The sequence below is a fragment of the Corynebacterium doosanense CAU 212 = DSM 45436 genome (assembly GCF_000767055.1).
In the GTDB taxonomy this organism is placed as follows: Bacteria; Actinomycetota; Actinomycetes; order Mycobacteriales; family Mycobacteriaceae; genus Corynebacterium; species Corynebacterium doosanense.
The window spans coordinates 1,236,917-1,256,562 of sequence record NZ_CP006764.1; the positions used below are offsets into that span (position 1 = coordinate 1,236,917).

Below are 19,646 nucleotides of genomic sequence, written 5' to 3' on the forward strand. Positions count from 1 at the left end.
CTATAATCGAACGTATGAACCATTCGGGGGCGGATGTTCTGGTCGCACAGATCGACCAGGCAATGACGGGGCTGGCTGAGCTTTTGGCCGAGCCCGCCCTCGCGCACTTCGAATCGATCCACCCGGCCTTCGAGGCGCTGGAGAAGGTGTTCGCGCGTAAGGCCGGGCTGGATGCGGCATTCGCCTGGGCGGCGGACATGAACGAGGCAGGCCTGAAGGTCGGATCCTCGCGGTCGACCGACTATCTCATGCAGCGCCTGGACATCTCCCGGGCGGAGGCCACGGCACGTCTGCGCCGGGGGAAGGCGCTGTATGACCCGCCGGTGGAGCCGGAGCCGGAGCCTGATGATGATCCTGTGGCTGATGACGACGCAACACGCGCCGCGGCACGGGAGAAGGCCGAACGCGAACGCAAGGCTCAGGCCGCTGCCCGTGGCCGGGAGGCGGCGGGGGAAAAGCGCGCCGTGATCGACGAGGAGCTGCGGAACCTGTCGCCGCACGCCACTCCGGGGTTCAACGAGCTGCTTGACCGGGCGCTGGAGTTCGCACAGTCGAACGCAGTGGGCGTCGTGCGGCACTGGCTGCGAGAGCAGGTCCGACTGGCCAATCGCTCGGTCAGTCGACTGCACGAGTCGAACCGGGCATTCAACCGTCGCTACGTCTCGCTCTCGGAGCCGGACGAGCACGGCGGCGTGCGCCTCAGCGGTTATCTGCCTGCGGACATGGCGGCGGCGCTGTCCGAGGCACTCAACCCGGCTCGGTCGAACATCCTCGACGGGACCGCACTGAAGACGACCGAGGGAATGAGCATGGGCAAGAAGCGTGCCCACTTGCTCACGGCGATGTGCCGCAACTTTCTCAACGACAAGACGCTAAACCTCAAGGGGATTGGCTCGATCGTCGTGTCAATGACCCTGGACGAGCTGGAGAACATGCGCGTCGACGACGTGTTCCCCACGAATACCGGGCACCTGCTCGACCCGTTCGCGCTCATCCGGCTCGGGGAGGCACGCAGCGACGGTTTCGTCATTCACGCCCAGGACGGCCAGCCCCTGCATGCGGGGACTGGTAAACGGACTGCGGGCGTGATGCAGCGGATCGCACTGTTCGCCTCTGAGCTGGTTTGCTCGCACCCCGACTGTGATCGGCCCATGTCAGAGTGTCAGGCGCATCACCTGATCCCGGCAGCCCGGGGAGGCCCCACGTCCATCTCAAACTTGACCTGGCTCTGTTGGGGACATCACCGCGACAACAATGACGACCGAGACCCGGTCTCACCCTTCGGCTGGGCAGACCGGGACGAGGAATCGGGACGCGTCGGCCACCGGCGACGAGCAGGTGCGCCGGTCATGGTGAATGGGACTCCCGCCGCGCGGCGATCCGGCGCGGCCAAGGTCAGGGCGCGGCGCGGGGAGGCCTCCGTTGTGTGAGCGTGTTCCCGTGAGAAGCAGCCGGGCCGGAAAGCGGATGCCCTCGAAGAGGAAGCTAGACTATCGAACCATGACTGCCGCCACCTTTGACCTGATGGATTACGACGAGGTACTGGAGAAGTACGACCCGGTCATGGGCCTCGAGGTGCACGTCGAACTCTCGACCAACACCAAGATGTTCTCCGCCTCGTCCGCTAACTTCGGCGACGAGCCGAACTCCAACGTCGATCCCGTCTCCCTCGGCCTGCCGGGCGCGCTCCCCGTGGTCAACGCCAAGGGTGTCGAGTACGCCATCAAGATCGGCCTGGCGCTCAACTGCTCCATCGCCGAGTCCTCCCGCTTCGCTCGGAAGAACTACTTCTACCCGGATCAGCCGAAGAACTACCAGATCTCCCAGTACGACGAGCCCATCGCCTACGACGGCTACCTCGACGTCGTGCTTGAGGACGGCACTGAGTGGCGCGTCGAGGTCGAGCGCGCCCACATGGAGGAGGACACCGGCAAGCTCACCCACCTCGGCGGGGCCACCGGCCGCATCCACGGCGCTACCGCGTCGCTGGTGGACTGCAACCGCGCGGGCATCCCACTCATTGAGATCGTCACCAAACCCATCGAGGGTGCCGGCGCGCGGGCGCCCGAGGTGGCCAAGGCCTACGTCGCCGCGTTGCGCGAGCTCGTCGCCGCCCTCGGCGTCTCTGATGCCCGGATGGATCAGGGTTCCATGCGTTGCGACGCCAACCTCTCCCTGCGTCCGATCGGCCAGAAGGAGTTCGGCACCCGCACCGAGACGAAGAACATCAACTCCCTGCGGTCGGTGGAGCAGGCGATCCACTTCGAGATGCAGCGCCAGGCCGCCATCCTCGCCGACGGCGGCACCATCGACATGGAGACCCGCCACTACCAGGAGTCGGACGGCACGACCTCCAAGGGCCGCCCCAAGGAGACCGCGGAGGACTACCGCTACTTCAACGATCCCGACCTGCCGCCGGTCTTCGCCCCTGCCGAGTGGGTCGAGGAGATCCGGGCCACCCTGCCGGAGATGCCGTGGCTGCGTCGGGCCCGGATCCAGGAGGAGTGGGGCATGAAGGACGAGGAGATGCGCGACCTGGTCAACGCCGGAGCCCTCGACCTCATCATCGAGACCGCCGAGCACGGCGCCTCCGCCGACGAGGCCCGCTCCTGGTGGGTCTCCTACCTCTCCGGCAAGGCGAACGAGGCCGGCGTCCCGCTCGCCGAGCTGAGCATCACCCCGGAGCAGGTCGCCCGCATCATCGCGCTCATCGGTGAAGGCAAACTCACCACCAAGCTCGGGCGCCAGGCCGCCGACGGCGTCATCGCGGGGGAGGGCAACGTCGACAAGGTCATCGCCGACCGCGGGCTCGAGGTCGTGCGTGACGACGGCGCCATCGAGGCCGCCGTGGATGAGGCGCTCGCCGCCAACCCGGACATCGTGGAGAAGTACCGGGCCGGCAACACCAAGGTCACCGGCGCGATCGTCGGTGCCGTGATGAAGGCCACGAAGGGCAAGGCCGACCCTGCTCAGGTGAACCAACTCATCGCGAAGAAGCTCGCCTAACCTCCCCGGGGAATTGAGGCCGGTCATGGAGGCTGTTAGCCTACTTGCCGGTCCAGGGCACCGAAACGTCCCCCACGGCCGAGACCGTGAGGGGCGCTTTTTGCTGTCCAGGTTCAGGCCCACACATGTCTATAACCGAACTACCTCCACACGAGAGGAAAGCGTCAGATGAGCAAGACCGTTTCCATCGCCCTAGCTTTCGTCGGCCTCCTGGTTGGCGCGGGCTTCGCCACCGGAGCCGAGGTAATCCAGTACTTCGTCTCCTTCGGAATCCCGGGACTCATCGGCGCGGTGATCGCCGGCATCATCATGGCCGCCGCCGGCGCCGTCATCTTCGGACTGGGCAGCTTCTTCCTGGCCGACGAACACAACAAGGTCTTCCGCAACGTCTCCCACCCGGTGATGTCGAAGATCCTGGACATCGCCGTCACCCTCACCCTCTTCGCCATCGGGTTTGTCATGCTCGCGGGCGCCGGCTCCACGCTGGAGCAGCAGTGGGGTATCCCGAGCTGGATCGGCGCGGGTGTGATGGCACTGCTGGTCATCGGCGTCGGGCTTCTCGACGTGGACAAGGTCTCCGCCGTCATCTCCTGGCTCACGCCGCTCATCAACGTCGCCGTGGTCGGCGTGTTCATCTACTCCATGCTCAACCTGCCTGACACCCCGATCTCCGAACTCTCGGAGATCGCCGCCGAGGCTGAGTCCCCGGTGTCGCCGTGGTGGCTCTCGGCCATCAACTACAACGGCCTCGCCCTGCTGCTCGGCGTCTCCATGAGCCTGGTCATTGGTGGCGACCACTCTAACCCCACTGCGGCCTTCCGCGGCGGTCTCTTCGGCGGCCTGCTGTACACCGTCCTGCTCGTCATGGCTGCGGTCGTGCTCTTCCTCAACTTCGAGGCCGTGGGCGAGGCGGACGTGCCCATGCTCGCCCTCTACGACAACATCTCACCGATCCTCAGCACGATCATGGTGCTCATCATCTTCGCCATGATCTTCAACACCTCCATCGGCATGTTCTACGCCCTGGGCCGCCGGCTCAGCGCCTCCAACAACTCCCGCTACCGCCGCTGGTTCATCGGGGCGACCCTGGCCGGCTACGCCGTTAGCTTCGTCGGCTTCGACAGCCTGATGACCTACGTCTACCCGGCCCTGGGATACACCGGCATTGTCGTCATCGGCCTGCTGTGTGTCTGGTACATCCGTCACCGCTCGCTCATCAACGAGGAGCACGAGCGCCGCGTGCGCATGACAGAGCTCGTGGAGAGCCGCGAGCACCCCGAGCGTGACTTCACCGAGGAGCATGCCCACGAGCTGAAGACCCTGGCCAAGGAGTCCACGCTGCCCGGCGAGCAGGTCACCGAGACGGTCACCGGCGAGGTCGAGGCCAAGCTCCTCGCCGACGACTCCATCGACTACGACGGTCGCTCCTAGCCGGCTCCGCGTCGTCGATACGCCACCTGCGGTCGATGAGGATCGCTAGAGTCGGGGGACATGATTGTCGATCAACAGAACCCCGCACCCTATGTCCCGGCCGCCGAGCGCTACGAGGACGCGCAGTTCCGCCGCTGCGGCAGCTCCGGGCTGAAACTTTCCCCGATCTCCCTGGGCCTCTGGCACAACTTCGGCGACGACAAGCCGCTGGCCGTCCAGCGCGGCATCATCCGCCGCGCGTTTGACCGCGGCGTGACCCACTTCGACCTGGCCAACAACTACGGCCCGCCCGCCGGATCGGCCGAGGAGAACTTCGGTCGCATCCTGCGCCGTGACTTCTCCGGCCACCGCGATAAGATGGTCATCTCGTCCAAGGCCGGGTGGTACATGTGGGACGGGCCGTACGGATTCGGCGGCTCGCGCAAGTACCTCATGTCCTCGCTGGACCAGTCGCTGGAGCGCCTCGGGCTGGACTACGTGGACATCTTCTACCACCACCGGCCCGACCCGGACACCCCGCTCGAGGAGAGCATGTACGCGCTGCGCGACATCGTCGCGTCCGGCAAGGCGCTCTACGTGGGCATCTCCTCCTACGGCCCGCAGCTCACCGCCGAGGCGGCCGAGATCATGGCGGGCGAGGGTGTGCCCCTGCTCATCCACCAGCCCAGCTACTCGCTGGTCAACCGCTGGGTGGAGCAGCCGGACGAGTCGGGCAGCTCGCTGCTGGAGGCGGCGGCCGACAACGGCCTCGGCGTCATCGCGTTCTCGCCGCTGGCGCAGGGCCTGCTCACCGACCGCTACCTCGACGGCGTCCCGGAGGGTTCACGTGCGGGTTCGGGCAAGATGAACCGGGACTTCCTCTCCCGGGAGAACCTGGAGATGGTGGCCGGGCTCAACGAGATCGCCCGGGAACGTGGCCAGTCGCTGGCGCAGATGGCCATCGCCTGGGTCCTGCGCGACCAGGGCCCGGAGACCGTGACCAGCACGATCATCGGCGCGTCCTCGGTCGAGCAGCTCGACACCAACCTGGACGCGCTGGGCAACCTCGACTTCGACACGGACGAGCTGCGACGCATCGACGAGATCGCCCACGACGCTGGGATCAACCAGTGGGCGGGGGCGACGGAGTCGCGGACCAGCGCCGAGTAGCCCCGCTCAGGCCCGCGGCAGCGCCGGGGGATTGATCCGCACCATCACCTTGGTCAGCAGGTCCCCGAGCTGGCGGTTCTCCTCGTCGGTGAGGCCGTCGAAGATGAGGGAGCGCACGTGTTCGACGTGGCCGGGCGCGGCCCGCTGGACAAAGTGCCGGCCCGCGTCCGTGAGCCGGGCGATGTTGGTCCGCCGGTCGGTCGGGGAGGCTTCACGCTTCACCCAGCCCCGGTCCTCGAGCCGGCTCACCACGTGGGACAGGCGCGAGGGGGACATGTTGGACAGTCCCGCCAGCTCCGTCATGGTCAACTGCTCACCGGGGGCCATGGAGATCTGGGCGAGGGGGAAGTAGTCCGTGTGCCCGACCCCCTCGTCGCGCTTGAGCTGCTCGTCGAGTCGGGTCGACATCCACTCGGAGACCGACCACAGGGCGAGCCACGTGCGCGTCTGCTCGGGGTTCAGCCAGCGCGGTTCTTGTGTCATAGCGGGTGATCCTACCTTTTGTTTCCCCGGAGGCGGAAAGGTCGCGGCCGTGGACGGAATCGGGGCTGGGGGAGCGTCGATACGCGTTACATCAGTGCCAGGCGCACGGCGATGATGAGCAGCATGACCGCGACCACGGCCTTGAGCACCCGCCACACGTTGGGGCGGCTGAGCGGGCCGGACAGGGCGGCGGCGCCGTAGCCGAGCAGGGGGAACCAGATTGCGCTGGAGAGGATGGCGCCGAGGACGAAGAGCCACCGGCCCGTGTCGCCGTAGTGGTTCGACAGGGTGCCGCCGATGACGAGGGTGTCCAGGAATGCGGCCGGGTTGAGCCAGGTCACCGCGAGGATGGTGCGCACCGGGCCGACCCAGCCCTGGCGCACGGTCTGCTCCGCCTGGCCCGCCGCGGTCAGCGCGGCCTCCTTCGGACGCGCCGCCTCCCACGCGGACTGGGCGGCGAGGACGATGAGGAAGGCGACGCCGAGCCAGCGGAGGACGTCGAGAAGCCAGGGCACCGCCGAGACCACCGCGGCGACACCCAGCGTGCCGGCGATGTAGAGGATGATGTCGGAGATGAAACACACGAGGATCACCGCGGTGACCGCTTGGCGGCGGATGCCGTACGTGATGACCATGAGGTTCTGTGGGCCGATGGCGACGATGAGCGAGGCGCCGAGTATGAGGCCGGCGAGGATGGTGGACATGGGAGAGAGTGTGAACGGTCCACCCGGTGAAGTCCAATGACATTTCTGTTATCTGATGTAGATTTGCTTCATGAACCAGGTCCAGCTGCGTACCCTGCTCGCCGTCATCGACGAGGGCGGCTTCGACGTGGCCGCCGCCGTGCTCGGCGTCTCGCCCTCGGCAGTGAGCCAGCGCATCCGCGCGCTGGAGAAGTCGGTGGGTCGGGTGCTGGTGAAACGTTCGACCCCGCCCACGCCCACCCACGCGGGTGAGGTGATCGTCGAGGCGGCGCGGCGCATGGCGCTGCTCGAGGCGGAGACCGCCACGCGTCTCGACGACCGCCTGTCCCGCGTCGCCCTCTCTGTCGCGGTCAACGCGGATTCGCTGGCGACGTGGCTGCGCCCCATGCTCGCCGACATCGCCGCCGACGGCCGGGCGAGCCTGCGCCTGCGCATCGAGGACGAGGCGCACACCGTCGCGCTGCTGCGCAGCGGCGAGGTCATGGCCGCGATCACCACCGACGGATCGCCCGTGTCGGGATGTGAGGTGACCTACCTGGGATCGATGCGTTATGTCGCCGTGGCGACCCCCTGGCTGCGGGACCGCTACCGCGTCGGCGACGGGATCGACTGGGCGCAGATGCCCGCGCTGCGCTTCGGGCCCAACGACGCTCTTCAGGACACCGACCTCGAGGGCCGGCTCGCCCCAGAGATCCCCCGGGACCGGCGCATCTCACACGTTCCCTCCTCGGAGGCGTTTGTGGAGGCCTGCCGGGTGGGGCTGGGGTGGGCGCTGCTGCCCGAGCTCCAGGCCGCGCCCGACCTAGCGTCGGGGGAGCTGGTCGTGCTCGACGCCGACGTGCTGGAGGTCCCGCTCTTCTGGCAGCGGTGGCGGCTGAAGTCACGCACCCTCGAGGTGCTCACGGAGGCCGTGACCGGCGCCGCGGCTAAAGCTCTTGGAACGGCTCCGGGTTCTTGACCTCTTCGCCGGCGGGGACGGGGCCCGGCAGCGTCGTGCCCTCGGCGAAGGGGGAGCCGCCGAGGCGGTCGCGGTCGTGCGGCTCGGCGATGGGGGACATGTCCGGGCCGACCGGGACGATGCGGGTCGGGTTCACGTCGGAGTGGGTGTAGTAGTAGTGCTCCTTGATCTCCCGGAAGTCGGTGGTGTCGCCGAAGCCGGGGAGGGCGAAGAGCTCCTTGAGGTAGTTCCACAGGTTGGGCATCTGCGCGATGCGGTTGCGCGAGGCCTTGAAGTGGCCCACGTACACGGGGTCGAAGCGCACGAGGGTGGGGAAAAGGTACACGTCCGCCAGGGTGACGTGCTCGCCGACGAGGTAGCGATGGGTACCCAGGTAGTCCTCGAGCCAGTCGAGCGCGTCCCACAGGCGGTGGTAGGCCGACTCGTAGGCCTCCTGGCTGCCCGCGAATCCGGCGCGGTAGACCCCGTTGTTGACCTCCTTGAACAGCCAGGCACCCATCTTGTCGATCTTCCCGCGCAGCTCCTCCGGGTACAGGTCCGGGGCGCCCTCGCGGTGGAACTCGGCCCACTGCGTCTGGAAGTCGATGGGGATCTGCGGGAAGTTGTTGGTGACCACCTTCCGGCTCTCCACCTCGACGATCGCCGGGACGGTGATGCCCTTGGGGTAGTCGGGGAAGCGATTGTCGTAGGCCTCGCGCAGCCGGTGCAGCCCGGTGGCGGGGTCCTTCTCCTTCGGGTCGAGATCGAAGACCCAGGAGCGCCAGTCGTGGGTGGGTCCGGCGAGCCCGAGGGAGATGACGTTTTCCAGACCGAGCAACCGCCGGGTGATCACCGTGCGGTGTGCCCAGGGGCAGGCGCGGGCGGCCATGAGCCGGTAACGGCCCTCCTCGACGGGCCAGTGGAAGGTCTGGTCCCCCTGCTGCTCGGGCGCCGATCCGGCCGGCAGGCCGGCCACGATCCGGTCCTCGATGTAGCTGGTGTCGCGGACAAATTCGCCGTCCGGGGAGGCGTTTTTGGCGTCGGAATCCCAGTCACTCATGCTGTGCCACCTTTGCAGAAAGATAATATTGACGTATCAACAAACTTAGCGACGGTTGTCTGCCCTGTCAACGACCTGCGGGTTGCTACCCTGAGCACCGACATGAAAACTTTCCTCGCCCTGCTGGTGATCTCGACGATCTCCGCCGGGCTCATCTGGGTGGCGCTGGCCGGTGACCGGCCGACTTCCGCGCCGCCCGCGCCCGCCGCCACCGCCACGGCCACCGCGACTTCTTCGCCGCAGGCCGAACCCGCCCCGGACCCGGTCGGTCTGGCGGTCCGGCCACCGGCCGCGGTGGCCGAGTACGATCGCGGGGCCTTCGGCAAGGCGTGGAGCGACGACGTCACCGTGGCCGGTGGGCACAACGGCTGCGACACCCGCAACGACATCCTGCGCCGTGACCTGATCGACCCGCAGATCCGACCGGGCACGTTCGGCTGCCTGGTGGAGTCCGGCGAGCTCGAAGACCCCTACACCGGGCAGCTCGTGCACTTCGAACGCGGCGACCGGGAGGTGGAGATCGACCACGTCGTCGCCCTGGCCGATGCCTGGCGCAGCGGGGCCGCGGCGTGGACTCCGGAGCTCCGGCGCGACTTCGCCAACGACCCCCGCAACCTCCTGGCCACCGCTGCGCAGGTGAACCAGGACAAGGGGGCGGACACCGCTTCGGAGTGGCTGCCCCCGGCCGCGGACTTCCGCTGCGACTACGTCCGGACGCGGGTGGAGGTCAAGCGCGCCTACGGGTTGACGGTCACGCAGGCCGAGCACGACGCACTGGCCTCCGTGTTGGCCGGATGCCCGGATTAGTTTTCGGCACGCCGGGCGTCCTGGCCTGCGACAACACGGGTGTGACCTAGGCTGGGCGACCATGAGAGACAAAAATCTTCGCCCCGACCGGGCCCGCACAGACGATCTTGATGTCCCGACCTACGACTCGAAGAACACCCCCACCGCCTATGAACGCGCCGGCCGCGCCGCTCCGCAGGAGATCCCCGCCGGGGATCCGCGCAACCACGTAGCCGACGGCACCACCGCCTTCCCCGCGCAGGGAACGGGCAGGACTGCCGAGACCACCACCTACCGCGACGAGGACTTCGCCCCGACGACGGTCGCTCCCGCTTCGACCGCGACCGCCGTGGACGAGGATCTTCTCGACGAGCGGCTCGAGGAGGAGGTCCGGCTGGCCGAGCCCCGCGACGCCCGCCGCGGCACCATCGACCTCGGCCTGCTCATCGCCCGCCTGCTGCTCGGTGTCTGGCTGGTGCTCGAGGCCATCGGCACCTTCTTCCAGCTGGGCGGCAGCCAGGGTCTCGCCGGCCTGGAGACCGAGTACGCCCAGTACCCGTGGGCGGAGCTGCTCTCCATCATCGCCCCGACCCTGCAGCTCGCGGCCGGCGTGTTCCTCATCTTCGGCCTGCTCACCCCGGTCGCCGCGGCCGTGGCCACCGTGGCCACCGGCTTCGTCGCCCTGCACGAGCTCGCCGGCTCCGGCACCGGCTTCAACGTCTTCGCCTGGCCGGAGACCGTCTGGCTGTCCCTGATCCTCTTCGGGCTCTCCCTGGCACTGCAGTTCACCGGTCCGGGCTTCTACTCCCTGGACTTCGGTCGCAGCTGGGCGCGTCGCCCGCTGGTCAGCTCCTGGATCTTCATCGTCGTGGCACTGGCCGCCCTCGGCCTGCTCTGGTGGTTCGGTACCGCGATCAACCCGTTCGCCTAACTGCCCCGCACAGCAAAAACGCCCTCCGGCTGGTGGGCGTTTTTTTATTTCTCCACCGGCACGCGCCGCAATCCCAGCGCAACGCCGACCATGAGAAGAACCGCCAGCCAGACGAAGTCGGAGACCATGATTTTCTCCCCGGCGGAGAGGACGAAGACGTCGATGTCGTCGCCGTACCACCACTTCGGCGGAGTGGTGAGCAGGAACCAGGTCCACACCGCGAGGACGGCGCCGCTGACCCACGCCGTGTTCAGCAGGGTGACCGCCCGCCAGGCGAAAACGGGGATGATCAGGCTCAGCCAGATCCAGTGGTGTGACCACGAGACGGGGGAGACGAGCAGCATGATCATGGCGTTGACCAGGACCGCGTCAATACGCATCCCGCGGCGCAGCAGGGCGATCATGAGCCAGCCGCCCAGGACGATGGTGGCCACCACGAGAACGAGCCACAGGCCGTTGATGAGGGTGCCGTGCGCGTCCAGCCACGCCTTGTCCGGTGCCCAGCGCATGAGCATGCCCTTGAGGGAGCTGTTGGACTGGTAGGTGGTGTCCACGCCGATCTCGGCCCCCGTGCCCATGCCCATCAGGGTGGAGAAGTAGAACTCCCTGGTCGCGTCGAAGCGAAACAGAGCCGCCAGCAGGGTAAATCCCACGGCCGAAGCGGCGGCAATGAGCATGGAGCGGAAGTCGCGGCGCAGGAGCCAGTACAGGCCGAACGCGAGCGGGGTGAGTTTGATGGCCGCAGCGATGCCGATGAGGATGCCCTGCGGGAGGAAACGTCGTTTGTAGGGCGCGAGGTCGAGCACGACCAGGGCCATGAGCACGATGTTGAGCTGAGCGAAGCCGTTGTTCAGCTCGACGGGTTCAATGCTTACGGCGAAGGCCCAGGAAACGGCCGTCGTCATGCGAAGCGCACCCCGGGACGCGCCGGCCATGGCCGCGCGGAGGACGACGTATATGCAGGCCAGGATGAGCACGTTGGACAGGACGATCATGATGTCACCGGCCATGTCGTCGGTGATGGCGTCGAAGGACAGCGGCACCATCACCAGGGCCCCGAAGGGCGGATAGATGAAGGGGAGCGCCAAGTCGCCGGCGTGCATCGGTTGGGAATACATCTCGGCGCCGGAGAGGAAGGCCTCGACTCCGCGTCGATAGATGATCATGTCCACGGGGAAATCCGTGAGGGTGACCTGCTGACGGGTCGTCGCCGCCCCGATGAACAGGCCGACCCAGGTCAGCAGCGTAGCGGCGGCGGCGTGGGCGCGGCCCGGATCGGTTTCCGGAGCCGGGGCAGAATTATGTGTGACGGGAGAGCTCATAAGGGACATGAGCCTAGTCGACCTGACGCACGGCTCCCTTGTCGGCACTCGTGGCCATCTTCGCGTAGGCGCGCAGGGCCTTGGTCACGGTGCGCTGACGTGTGGCCGGGGTCCAGGGGTGCTCGCGCTCGACTTGGGCCAGGCGGCGGCGCTCCAGCTCGTCGTCGGAGACGTCGAGGGTGAGCTTACGCTCGTGCACGTCGATGGAGATGATGTCGCCGTCCTCGATGAGGCCGATGAGTCCGCCGTGGGCGGCCTCGGGGGAGATGTGCCCAATGGACAGCCCCGACGTGCCGCCGGAGAATCGCCCGTCGGTGATCAGCGCACACTTCTTGCCCAGTCCGGCGCCCTTGAGGAAGGACGTCGGGTGCAGCATCTCCTGCATGCCCGGGCCGCCGGCGGGGCCCTCGTAGCGGATGACCACGACCTCCCCGGCCTGGACCTCACGTTTGAGGATGACGGAGACGGCCTCCTCCTGGGACTCCACCACCCGCGCGGGGCCGGAGAACTGCCAGAGTTCCTTCTCCACGCCGGCGGCCTTGATCACGGCGCCGTCCGGGGCGAGGTTGCCGCGGAGGATGACCAGCCCGCCGTCGGCGGAGAAGGCGTGATCGACGGAGTGGATGCAGCCGTTCTCCGTGTCGGTGTCGAGGGCGTCCCAGCGGGAGGACTGGGAGAAGGCCTCGGTGGTGCGTTTGCCACCGGGAGCCGCGTGGAAGAGCTCGATCGCCTCCTCGGTGGCCGAGCCGCCGCGGACGTCCCAGTCGCCCAGCCACGAATCCAGGTCCGGGTAGGCCACCGAGTGCACGTCCGTCTCGAGCAGGCCCGCGCGGTGCAGTTCGCCCAGGATGACGGGGATGCCACCGGCGCGGTGCACGTCCTCGATGTGGAAGTTGCCGTTGGGGGCGACCTTGGAGATGCAGGGGATCCGGTAGGAGATCTCGTTGATGTCGCCCAGATCGAAGTCCACCTCACCCTCCTGCGCGGCGGCGAGGATGTGTAGCACCGTGTTGGTGGAGCCGCCCATGGCCATGTCCAGCGCCATGGCGTTGGTGAACGCGGCCTTGGTGGCCACCGACCGCGGGAGGACAGACTCGTCCTCCCGGCCGTAGTAACGCCGGCACATGTCCACGATCATCTCGCCGGCCTTCTCAAAGAGCGTGCGGCGGAACGCGTGTGTGGCCAGGGTCGTGCCGTTGCCGGGCAGGGAGAGTCCCAGGGCCTCGGTGAGGCAGTTCATGGAGTTGGCGGTGAACATGCCGGAGCAGGAGCCGCAGGTGGGGCACGCGGATTCCTCGATCTCGCGCAGCTTGGCGTCGCTCACGGCCTCGTTGGCCGAGTGGGCGATGGCGCTGATGAGGTCGGTGGGGGCGTCGCCGGACTGGGCGACCCCGTCGATGACCACGGCCTTGCCGGCCTCCATCGGCCCGCCGGAGACAAACACGGCGGGGATATTCAGGCGCATGGCGGCGTTGAGCATGCCCGGGGTGATCTTGTCGCAGTTGGAGATGCACACCATGGCGTCGGCGGTATGGGCGTTGACCATGTACTCCACGGAGTCGGAGATGATCTCGCGGCTGGGCAGCGAGTAGAGCATGCCGCTGTGGCCCATGGCGATGCCGTCGTCGACGGCGATGGTGTTGAACTCCTTGGGCACGCCGCCGGCCGCACGCACGGCGTCGGCCACGATGTCGCCGACGTTCTTCAGGTGGACGTGGCCGGGGACGAACTGGGTATAGGAGTTGACGATCGCCACGATGGGTTTACCGAAGTCCTCCTCCCGGGTGCCGGTGGCCCGCCACAGCGAGCGGGCTCCGGCCGCCTGGCGGCCGACGGTGGTGACTCTGGAGCGCAGGGGGAACATGGGGGGTCAGTCCTTCGGGTTTTCTTGGGAGGCTTGCTTCTCGGCGAGGTGCTCTTGGTACTGCTCCTGGGTGAGCAGGATCTTGTTGCCGTCGCGGTCGATGACCTCCATCTTCCCGTCGGCTGCCTCGGCGGCCGCGGTGACGGTGTCCGGGATGCGCCCGCGGGAGGCTTCGGCGAGGCGGGGAATGGAGTTGAAGGTCACGCCGGGCAGCGAGTGGGAGCGGCCGTCGGTGGTGCGCAGGAACGTGCGTGCGCCCTTGAATCCGATGCCGTCCACGTGTTCCCAGTCGACGCTCGTGTCCGAACCGAAGGCCCTGGTCACGGTGATTCCGTCCTCGCCGACCGTGGTGCGCGAGCGCAGCACCCAGTAGATGAACACCGCGGGGAAGATGAGGATCCAGAACAGCTTCAGCGGGGCGAATCCGATGACGATGATGGAGATGCCCGCCATGAGCAGGGCTGCAAGGACATTGCCGCGGTCCGGGTGGAACACTTCTGAACTCATGCTGGGAAAGCCTAGTTCAGGCCGGTCCCCGCGCCCGTTTCGGGGGTCGGCACGGTGGTGGGTTGCGGCTGGCTAATCGACGTCTGTCCCGGCGTGGTCCCCGCCGTCGGCGCCGGGCGGGGCGCGGTTGCGGTCGCGCTCGGCTCGACCGCGCCCGGCGTCTCCGGGGCGGTGGTCTCCGGGGCGGTGGTCTCCGGGTACTCCTCGCTCGGGGTGGGGCTGACGGGTTCGGATTCGGTCGATTCCGGGACCGTCTCCTCGGTCGTCTGCTCGGTGGTGACGGGTGCCGGGGGAGCGAGGATGCCCGCGACCCGCTCGCCGCCCTCTCCCTCGGCGGAGAAGAAGAGCATCTTCACCACCAGTAGCACGGCCAACACGCCCAGGAGCCAGCCGGTGGAGCCGCGGGTCTCGCGCAAGGAGTCCCGGACGCGTTGTCCGCGGGTGGCGGGCTGATGCACCTCGGGGGTGTCCGCGGCGGAGTCCGGGGCGGGGTGTCGGCCGGCGGGGTCCGCGCCGTCGGGGCCGGCGAGTGAGGCGGGCACGGGGTTCTCACCCTCGTCGTGTTCGCCGGAATCGAGTGACTCCCTGGGCTGGGATGTGGACATGACGGTGGTCGGTGTCTCGTCGCGGTGCCGGGCGCGGCGCTCCTCGGTGGTTATCACCCGGTCGTTGAGGTCACCGGTCATCGTTGTCGCCGAGCCGTACTCGTCCCAGAACTCCCGGAGGATGGACAGGCGCACCGCGCGTTCGACGAGCCACTGGCTGCCGGCCTCGACCTGGACCATGAAACGCATGTCCATGGTCCAGGGCATTCCCACCGTGGTGGGCGGGGTGATGGCCGTGGCGGGGTGGACGTCGAGCTCGCCGATGAGGGTGGGGGCGATCTCTTCGTCGTCAAGCGCCCTCCGCGTCGCGGCCTCCGCCCGCCGGACCGCGTCCGTGGGGCTCTCCGATCCCAGCAGGGGCACGGGCATGACGATCACCGCGCGTGACCAGAAGTTGGAGGTGTTGACACAGACCTTGGCCGTGGAGTTGGGGATGGTCACCGTCTCCTGCGCCAGGGTGCGGATGGTCGTCGCGCGCATGGTGATGGAGATGACGCTGCCCTCCACCTCGACGCCGCTGCCCTGGAACCGCACCCAGTCGCCCACGCCGTACTGCTTCTCGGAGAGCACGAAGAACCCGGCGAGGAAGTCGGCGATGATGGATTGCGCGCCGAAACCGATGGCGGCGGAGACCACGGTGGCGGGGATCGCGGCGCCGGCCAGTGAGAAGCCGATCTGCTGGAGGAACGCGATGATGAGGAGGAAATACGCGGCGATCTGGGCGACGTAGATGCCTACCCCGGCGAAGGCGAGGGACGCCTTGGTGTCGTTCTCGTCCTGGTTCTCCGTCACCTCACGTTCCACGATGCGCTCGGCGAACCGGCCCGCGCGGGGGATGAGGAAGGCGCAGGCGATGATGATGGCCAGGTTGATTCCCGTGTCGGCGAGCCAGGCCCAGGCTTGGCCGAAGAGATAAGTCAGTGGCAGAGGCATACCGGCTGATCCTAGGAAGTGACCCTGTCAATTGCGTGGGGGTGGCCTTGACGCTCCCGAATGATCTCTCTTTCGGGGGCGGAGTGTATGCTGCGTTACATGATCATTGAACGGCTACAGGTAATTATTCCGCGGCGCTTGCCGTAGAAGACGATTACCTGATCGTCGTTTAGGACAAGCGCCCTCCTCAGCACCCACCCATGGTGCTGGTAGAGGGCGCTTGTCATGTGGTCGGTCAAGCAACAGCACGTCGACTCAGTCTCAGACTCGTGAGTTTCGCCCACCCCCCAACCCCCGGGGCGGGCAGGCACACGTTTACCCCAACGACACCCCCCTGTCAGAAAAGGAGACCCAGAGAAGTGGATTCCTCCACCAAGCCCACTCCGGGTACCGCGGCCCGAGCGGCGGCGAAACCCCGACAGCACACTTCCGAGCGGCTCAACGGTGCACAGGCCGTCGTGCGGTCCCTGGAGAACCTCGGCACCGATCTCGTGTTCGGCATTCCGGGCGGCGCCGTGCTGCCGCTGTACGACGCGCTGTTCGGCTCGACCGAGCTTCGTCATGTTCTTACCCGCCATGAGCAGGGCGCGGGCCACGCCGCCGAGGGTTACGCCCTGGCCAGCGGCCGGGTCGGCGTGTGCATCGCCACCTCCGGCCCCGGCGCCACCAACCTCGTCACCGCGCTGGCCGACGCCGCCCTCGACTCCGTGCCCATCGTGGCCATCACCGGCCAGGTCGGTGCCCCGCTGCTGGGTACGGACGCCTTCCAGGAGGCGGACATCCGCGGCATCACCATGCCGATCACCAAACACAACTTCATGGTCCGCAACCCGGAGGAGATCGCCGAGACCCTCGCGGCCGCCTTCCACCTCGCGGAGTCCGGTCGCCCGGGCCCAGTCCTGGTGGACATTCCCAAAGACGTGCAGAACGCGGTCTTCGACTACACCTGGCCCCCGGTCGTCGACCTGCCCGGATATAAGCCCGTCACCGCGCCGCACTCCCGGCAGATCTCCCAGGCCGTCAAGCTCATCGGCGAATCCGAACGCCCCGTGCTCTACATCGGCGGCGGTGTCATCAAGGCGGACGCCTCGGCCGAGCTGCGTGAGTTCGCCGAGTACACAGGCATCCCCGTGGTGACCACCCTCATGGCGCTCGGCGCATTCCCCGAGAGCCACGAGCTGCACATGGGCATGCCGGGCATGCACGGCACCGTTCCCGCGGTGGCGGCGCTGCAGCGCTCGGATCTGCTCATCACCATCGGCGCGCGTTTCGACGACCGCGTCACCGGAGACACCGACTCCTTCGCCCCGGACGCCAAGGTCATCCACGCCGACATCGACCCGGCGGAGATCGGCAAGATCCGCGAAGTCGACGTCCCCATCGTCGGCGACGCCAAGAAGGTCCTGCACGCCCTGACGTCGGCCTACCGCTCGGCCACCCGGACGGACAAACCCGATCACGGGGTGTGGCGTTCCTACCTCGCCAGCCTGCAGGAACGTTTCCCGCGCGGCTACGAGGAGCAGGAGAACGATCTCATCGCCCCGCAGTTCGTCATCGAGCAGCTGTCCAAAGAGGTCGGCCCGGACGCCATCTACGTGGCGGGCGTCGGCCAGCACCAGATGTGGGCCGCGCAGTTCGTCGACTTCGAGAAACCCCGCACATGGCTCAACTCTGGCGGGCTGGGCACGATGGGCTACGCCATCCCCGCAGCGGTCGGCGCCAAGGCCGGCATGCCGGGCAAAGAGGTGTGGGCCATCGACGGTGACGGGTGTTTCCAGATGACCAACCAGGAGCTCACCACCGCCGCGGTGGAGGGTTTCCCCGTCAAGGTCGCGCTCATCAACAACGGCAACCTCGGCATGGTGCGCCAGTGGCAGACGCTGTTCTACGGCGGCAACTACTCCAGCACCAAGCTCCGCGAGCAGGGGGAGTACCTGCCCGACTTTGTCCAGCTCTCCGAGGCGCTCGGCTGCGAGGCCATCCGCGTCACCAAGAAGGAGGACGTGATCCCGGCCATCCGCCGGGCACGCGAGATCAACGACCGCCCCGTCGTCATCGACTTCATCGTCGGCGAGGACGCCCAGGTGTGGCCGATGATCGCGTCGGGCAACTCGAACTCCGACATCGAGTACGCAGACGGGCTGCGCCCCGACTTCGACGAGGAGGTCTCCGCCGGCGAACCCCCGGCCGAGATCGAGGACGCCGTGAACGCACAGTACGAGCAGGAGGAGAAGTAGATGTCCGAGATCACCCACAACATCCTCTCGGTCCAGGTGCAGGACGTCGACGGCATCATCTCCCGGGTGACCGCGATGTTCACCCGCCGGGGTTACAACCTCGTCTCGCTGGTCTCGGCGCAGACGGAGACCCCGGGCATCAACCGGCTGACCATCGTCGTCGAGGCGGACGACTACGCCATCGAGCAGATCACCAAGCAGCTCAACAAGATCATCCCGGTGATCAAGGTCGTGCGTCTCGACGAGGCGAACACCATCGCGCGTGCGCTCATGATGGTCAAGGTCAACACCACGATGGCCAATCGCCCGCAGGTCGTCGACGCCGCCAACATCTTCCGCGCCCGCGTGGTGGATGTCTCGCCGGAGTCCGTCGTCATCGAGGCGACCGGTACGCCGTCGAAGCTCCGCGCCCTGCTGGATGTGCTGGAGACGTTCGGCATCCGCGAGCTCGTGCAGTCCGGAGAGATCGCACTCAACCGCGGCCCCAAGACGATGGCGCCGACGCGCTGACGCCCGTATCTCACAGAGTGGGACGATCTCCGCGAGATTGTCTCACGCAGTGGCCATTCCGGACCTCCGGTGTGGCACAATCAAGCAATACCCACCCCCACGAAAGGTAAGTGAACACATGGCTATCGAGGTCTTCTACGACAACGACGCTGACCTGTCCATCATCCAGGGCAAGAAGGTCGCCATCATCGGCTACGGCTCGCAGGGCCACGCCCACGCGCAGAACCTCCGCGAATCCGGCGTCGAGGTCGTCATCGGCCTGCGTGACGGTTCGAAGTCCGCGGACAAGGCCCGCGAGGCCGGCTTCGAGGTCAAGAACGTCGCCGACGCCACCGCCGCCTCCGACGTCATCATGCTCCTGGCCCCGGACACCTCCCAGGCCCAGATCTTCACCGAGGAGATCGAGCCCAACCTCAAGCCGGGCGACGCCCTGCTCTTCGGCCACGGCCTGAACATCCACTTCGATCTGATCAAGCCCTCGGAGAACACGGTCATCGGCATGGTCGCCCCCAAGGGCCCGGGTCACCTCGTGCGTCGTCAGTTCATCGACGGCAAGGGCGTGCCCTGCCTCATCGCCCTCGACCAGGATCCGGAGGGCAACGGCCGCGAGCTGCTGCTCTCCTACGCCTCCGCCATCGGCGGCGGCCGCGCGGGCATCATCCCCACCACCTTCGAGGCCGAGACCGTCACCGACCTCTTCGGCGAGCAGGCCGTGCTCTGCGGCGGCACCGAGCAGCTCATCCTCTCGGGCTTCGAGGTCCTCACCGAGGCCGGCTACGAGCCGGAGATGGCCTACTTCGAGGTCCTCCACGAGCTCAAGCTCATCGTCGACCTGCTCTTCGAGGGCGGCATCGGCAACATGAACTACTCCGTCTCCGACACCGCGGAGTTCGGTGGCTACCTCTCCGGCCCCCGCATCGTCGACGCCGGCGCCAAGGAGCGCATGAAGGAGGTGCTCTCCGACATCCAGGACGGCACCTTCACCAAGCGACTCATCGCCAACGTCGAGGGCGGCAACAAGGAACTCGAGGGCATCCGCAACGACATCGCGGCGCACCCCATCGAGGAGACGGGCCGCAAGCTGCGCGACATGATGAGCTGGGTCAAGGTCGACGCCCGCGCAGAGACCGCGTAACCGGCGTTCCCCCCTGGGCACCTTCCGGACACGTCCGGGAGGTGCT

General features: G+C 67.4%; 17 protein-coding genes. 10 read left to right on the plus strand and 7 right to left on the minus strand.

Annotated features, from left to right (window positions below; all coding sequences use genetic code 11):
• The first annotated feature begins 14 nt into the window (after positions 1 to 14).
• The 4 genes from CDOO_RS06090 to CDOO_RS06105 all read left to right on the plus strand — a co-directional run bounded on the left by CDOO_RS06090 (position 15) and on the right by CDOO_RS06105 (position 5,586).
• Entirely contained in the window at positions 15 to 1,430 is a 1,416-nt protein-coding gene (locus CDOO_RS06090; RefSeq protein ID WP_018022583.1) for an HNH endonuclease signature motif containing protein, read from the plus strand.
• 70 nt (positions 1,431 to 1,500) lie between these two features.
• Positions 1,501 to 3,006 carry an Asp-tRNA(Asn)/Glu-tRNA(Gln) amidotransferase subunit GatB gene (gene gatB / locus CDOO_RS06095; RefSeq protein WP_018022582.1) on the plus strand — a complete coding sequence of 502 codons (1,506 nt, stop codon included), beginning with the start codon at positions 1,501 to 1,503 and terminating at the stop codon, positions 3,004 to 3,006.
• Between the two features lie 168 nt (positions 3,007 to 3,174).
• Complete coding sequence (locus CDOO_RS06100; RefSeq protein WP_018022581.1) at positions 3,175 to 4,437, plus strand: YkvI family membrane protein; 1,263 nt, start codon at positions 3,175 to 3,177, stop codon at positions 4,435 to 4,437.
• 60 nt (positions 4,438 to 4,497) lie between these two features.
• On the plus strand, positions 4,498 to 5,586 hold the full coding sequence (locus CDOO_RS06105; protein ID WP_018022580.1) for an aldo/keto reductase: 1,089 nt from the start codon (positions 4,498 to 4,500) through the stop codon (positions 5,584 to 5,586).
• Between the two features lie 6 nt (positions 5,587 to 5,592).
• Here the strand turns inward: CDOO_RS06105 and CDOO_RS06110 are convergent, their stop codons facing one another.
• Both CDOO_RS06110 and CDOO_RS06115 read right to left on the minus strand, forming a co-directional pair.
• Entirely contained in the window at positions 5,593 to 6,069 is a 477-nt protein-coding gene (locus CDOO_RS06110; RefSeq protein ID WP_018022579.1) for a MarR family winged helix-turn-helix transcriptional regulator, read from the minus strand.
• An 86-nt stretch (positions 6,070 to 6,155) separates the two neighbouring features.
• Complete coding sequence (locus CDOO_RS06115) at positions 6,156 to 6,773, minus strand: LysE/ArgO family amino acid transporter (RefSeq protein WP_018022578.1); 618 nt, start codon at positions 6,771 to 6,773, stop codon at positions 6,156 to 6,158.
• Between the two features lie 70 nt (positions 6,774 to 6,843).
• On the opposite strand from CDOO_RS06115, the gene CDOO_RS06120 reads away from it, so the two are divergent.
• Positions 6,844 to 7,731, plus strand: coding sequence for a LysR family transcriptional regulator ArgP (locus CDOO_RS06120; RefSeq protein ID WP_018022577.1), 888 nt, complete (start codon positions 6,844 to 6,846; stop codon positions 7,729 to 7,731).
• On the opposite strand, the gene CDOO_RS06125 is transcribed toward CDOO_RS06120, so the two are convergent.
• Complete coding sequence (locus CDOO_RS06125; RefSeq protein WP_018022576.1) at positions 7,700 to 8,770, minus strand: glutathione S-transferase family protein; 1,071 nt, start codon at positions 8,768 to 8,770, stop codon at positions 7,700 to 7,702. The two genes, CDOO_RS06120 and CDOO_RS06125, sit on opposite strands and share 32 nt — an antisense overlap.
• 102 nt (positions 8,771 to 8,872) lie before the next feature.
• Between CDOO_RS06125 and CDOO_RS06130 the strand changes: the two genes are divergently transcribed.
• Entirely contained in the window at positions 8,873 to 9,577 is a 705-nt protein-coding gene (locus tag CDOO_RS06130; protein WP_018022575.1) for an HNH endonuclease family protein, read from the plus strand.
• A 61-nt stretch (positions 9,578 to 9,638) separates the two neighbouring features.
• Positions 9,639 to 10,487 (plus strand): DoxX family protein, encoded by an 849-nt coding sequence (locus tag CDOO_RS06135; protein ID WP_018022574.1) that lies wholly within the window; start codon positions 9,639 to 9,641, stop codon positions 10,485 to 10,487.
• Positions 10,488 to 10,531: 44 nt separating this feature from the next.
• On the opposite strand, the gene CDOO_RS06140 is transcribed toward CDOO_RS06135, so the two are convergent.
• From CDOO_RS06140 to CDOO_RS06155, 4 genes are read right to left on the minus strand one after another with little or no spacing between them, the layout of a single operon-like run.
• Positions 10,532 to 11,809 (minus strand): glycosyltransferase 87 family protein, encoded by a 1,278-nt coding sequence (locus CDOO_RS06140; protein WP_018022573.1) that lies wholly within the window; start codon positions 11,807 to 11,809, stop codon positions 10,532 to 10,534.
• 13 nt (positions 11,810 to 11,822) lie between these two features.
• Positions 11,823 to 13,673, minus strand: coding sequence for a dihydroxy-acid dehydratase (gene ilvD / locus CDOO_RS06145; protein WP_018022572.1), 1,851 nt, complete (start codon positions 13,671 to 13,673; stop codon positions 11,823 to 11,825).
• A gap of 6 nt (positions 13,674 to 13,679) precedes the next feature.
• The gene (locus CDOO_RS06150) at positions 13,680 to 14,180 is read right to left on the minus strand and encodes a PH domain-containing protein (protein WP_026159446.1); all 501 of its coding nucleotides are present in this window, start codon (positions 14,178 to 14,180) and stop codon (positions 13,680 to 13,682) included.
• An 11-nt stretch (positions 14,181 to 14,191) separates the two neighbouring features.
• Positions 14,192 to 15,718, minus strand: coding sequence for a mechanosensitive ion channel family protein (locus CDOO_RS06155; protein ID WP_018022570.1), 1,527 nt, complete (start codon positions 15,716 to 15,718; stop codon positions 14,192 to 14,194).
• Positions 15,719 to 16,077: 359 nt separating this feature from the next.
• On the opposite strand from CDOO_RS06155, the gene CDOO_RS06165 reads away from it, so the two are divergent.
• The 3 genes from CDOO_RS06165 to ilvC all read left to right on the plus strand — a co-directional run bounded on the left by CDOO_RS06165 (position 16,078) and on the right by ilvC (position 19,600).
• Positions 16,078 to 17,955 (plus strand): acetolactate synthase large subunit, encoded by a 1,878-nt coding sequence (locus tag CDOO_RS06165; protein WP_038573343.1) that lies wholly within the window; start codon positions 16,078 to 16,080, stop codon positions 17,953 to 17,955.
• Entirely contained in the window at positions 17,956 to 18,465 is a 510-nt protein-coding gene (gene ilvN / locus CDOO_RS06170; RefSeq protein WP_018022567.1) for an acetolactate synthase small subunit, read from the plus strand.
• 118 nt (positions 18,466 to 18,583) lie between these two features.
• Positions 18,584 to 19,600, plus strand: a complete 1,017-nt coding sequence (ilvC, locus tag CDOO_RS06175; protein ID WP_018022566.1) for a ketol-acid reductoisomerase — start codon at positions 18,584 to 18,586, stop codon at positions 19,598 to 19,600.
• Positions 19,601 to 19,646 lie beyond the last annotated feature (46 nt).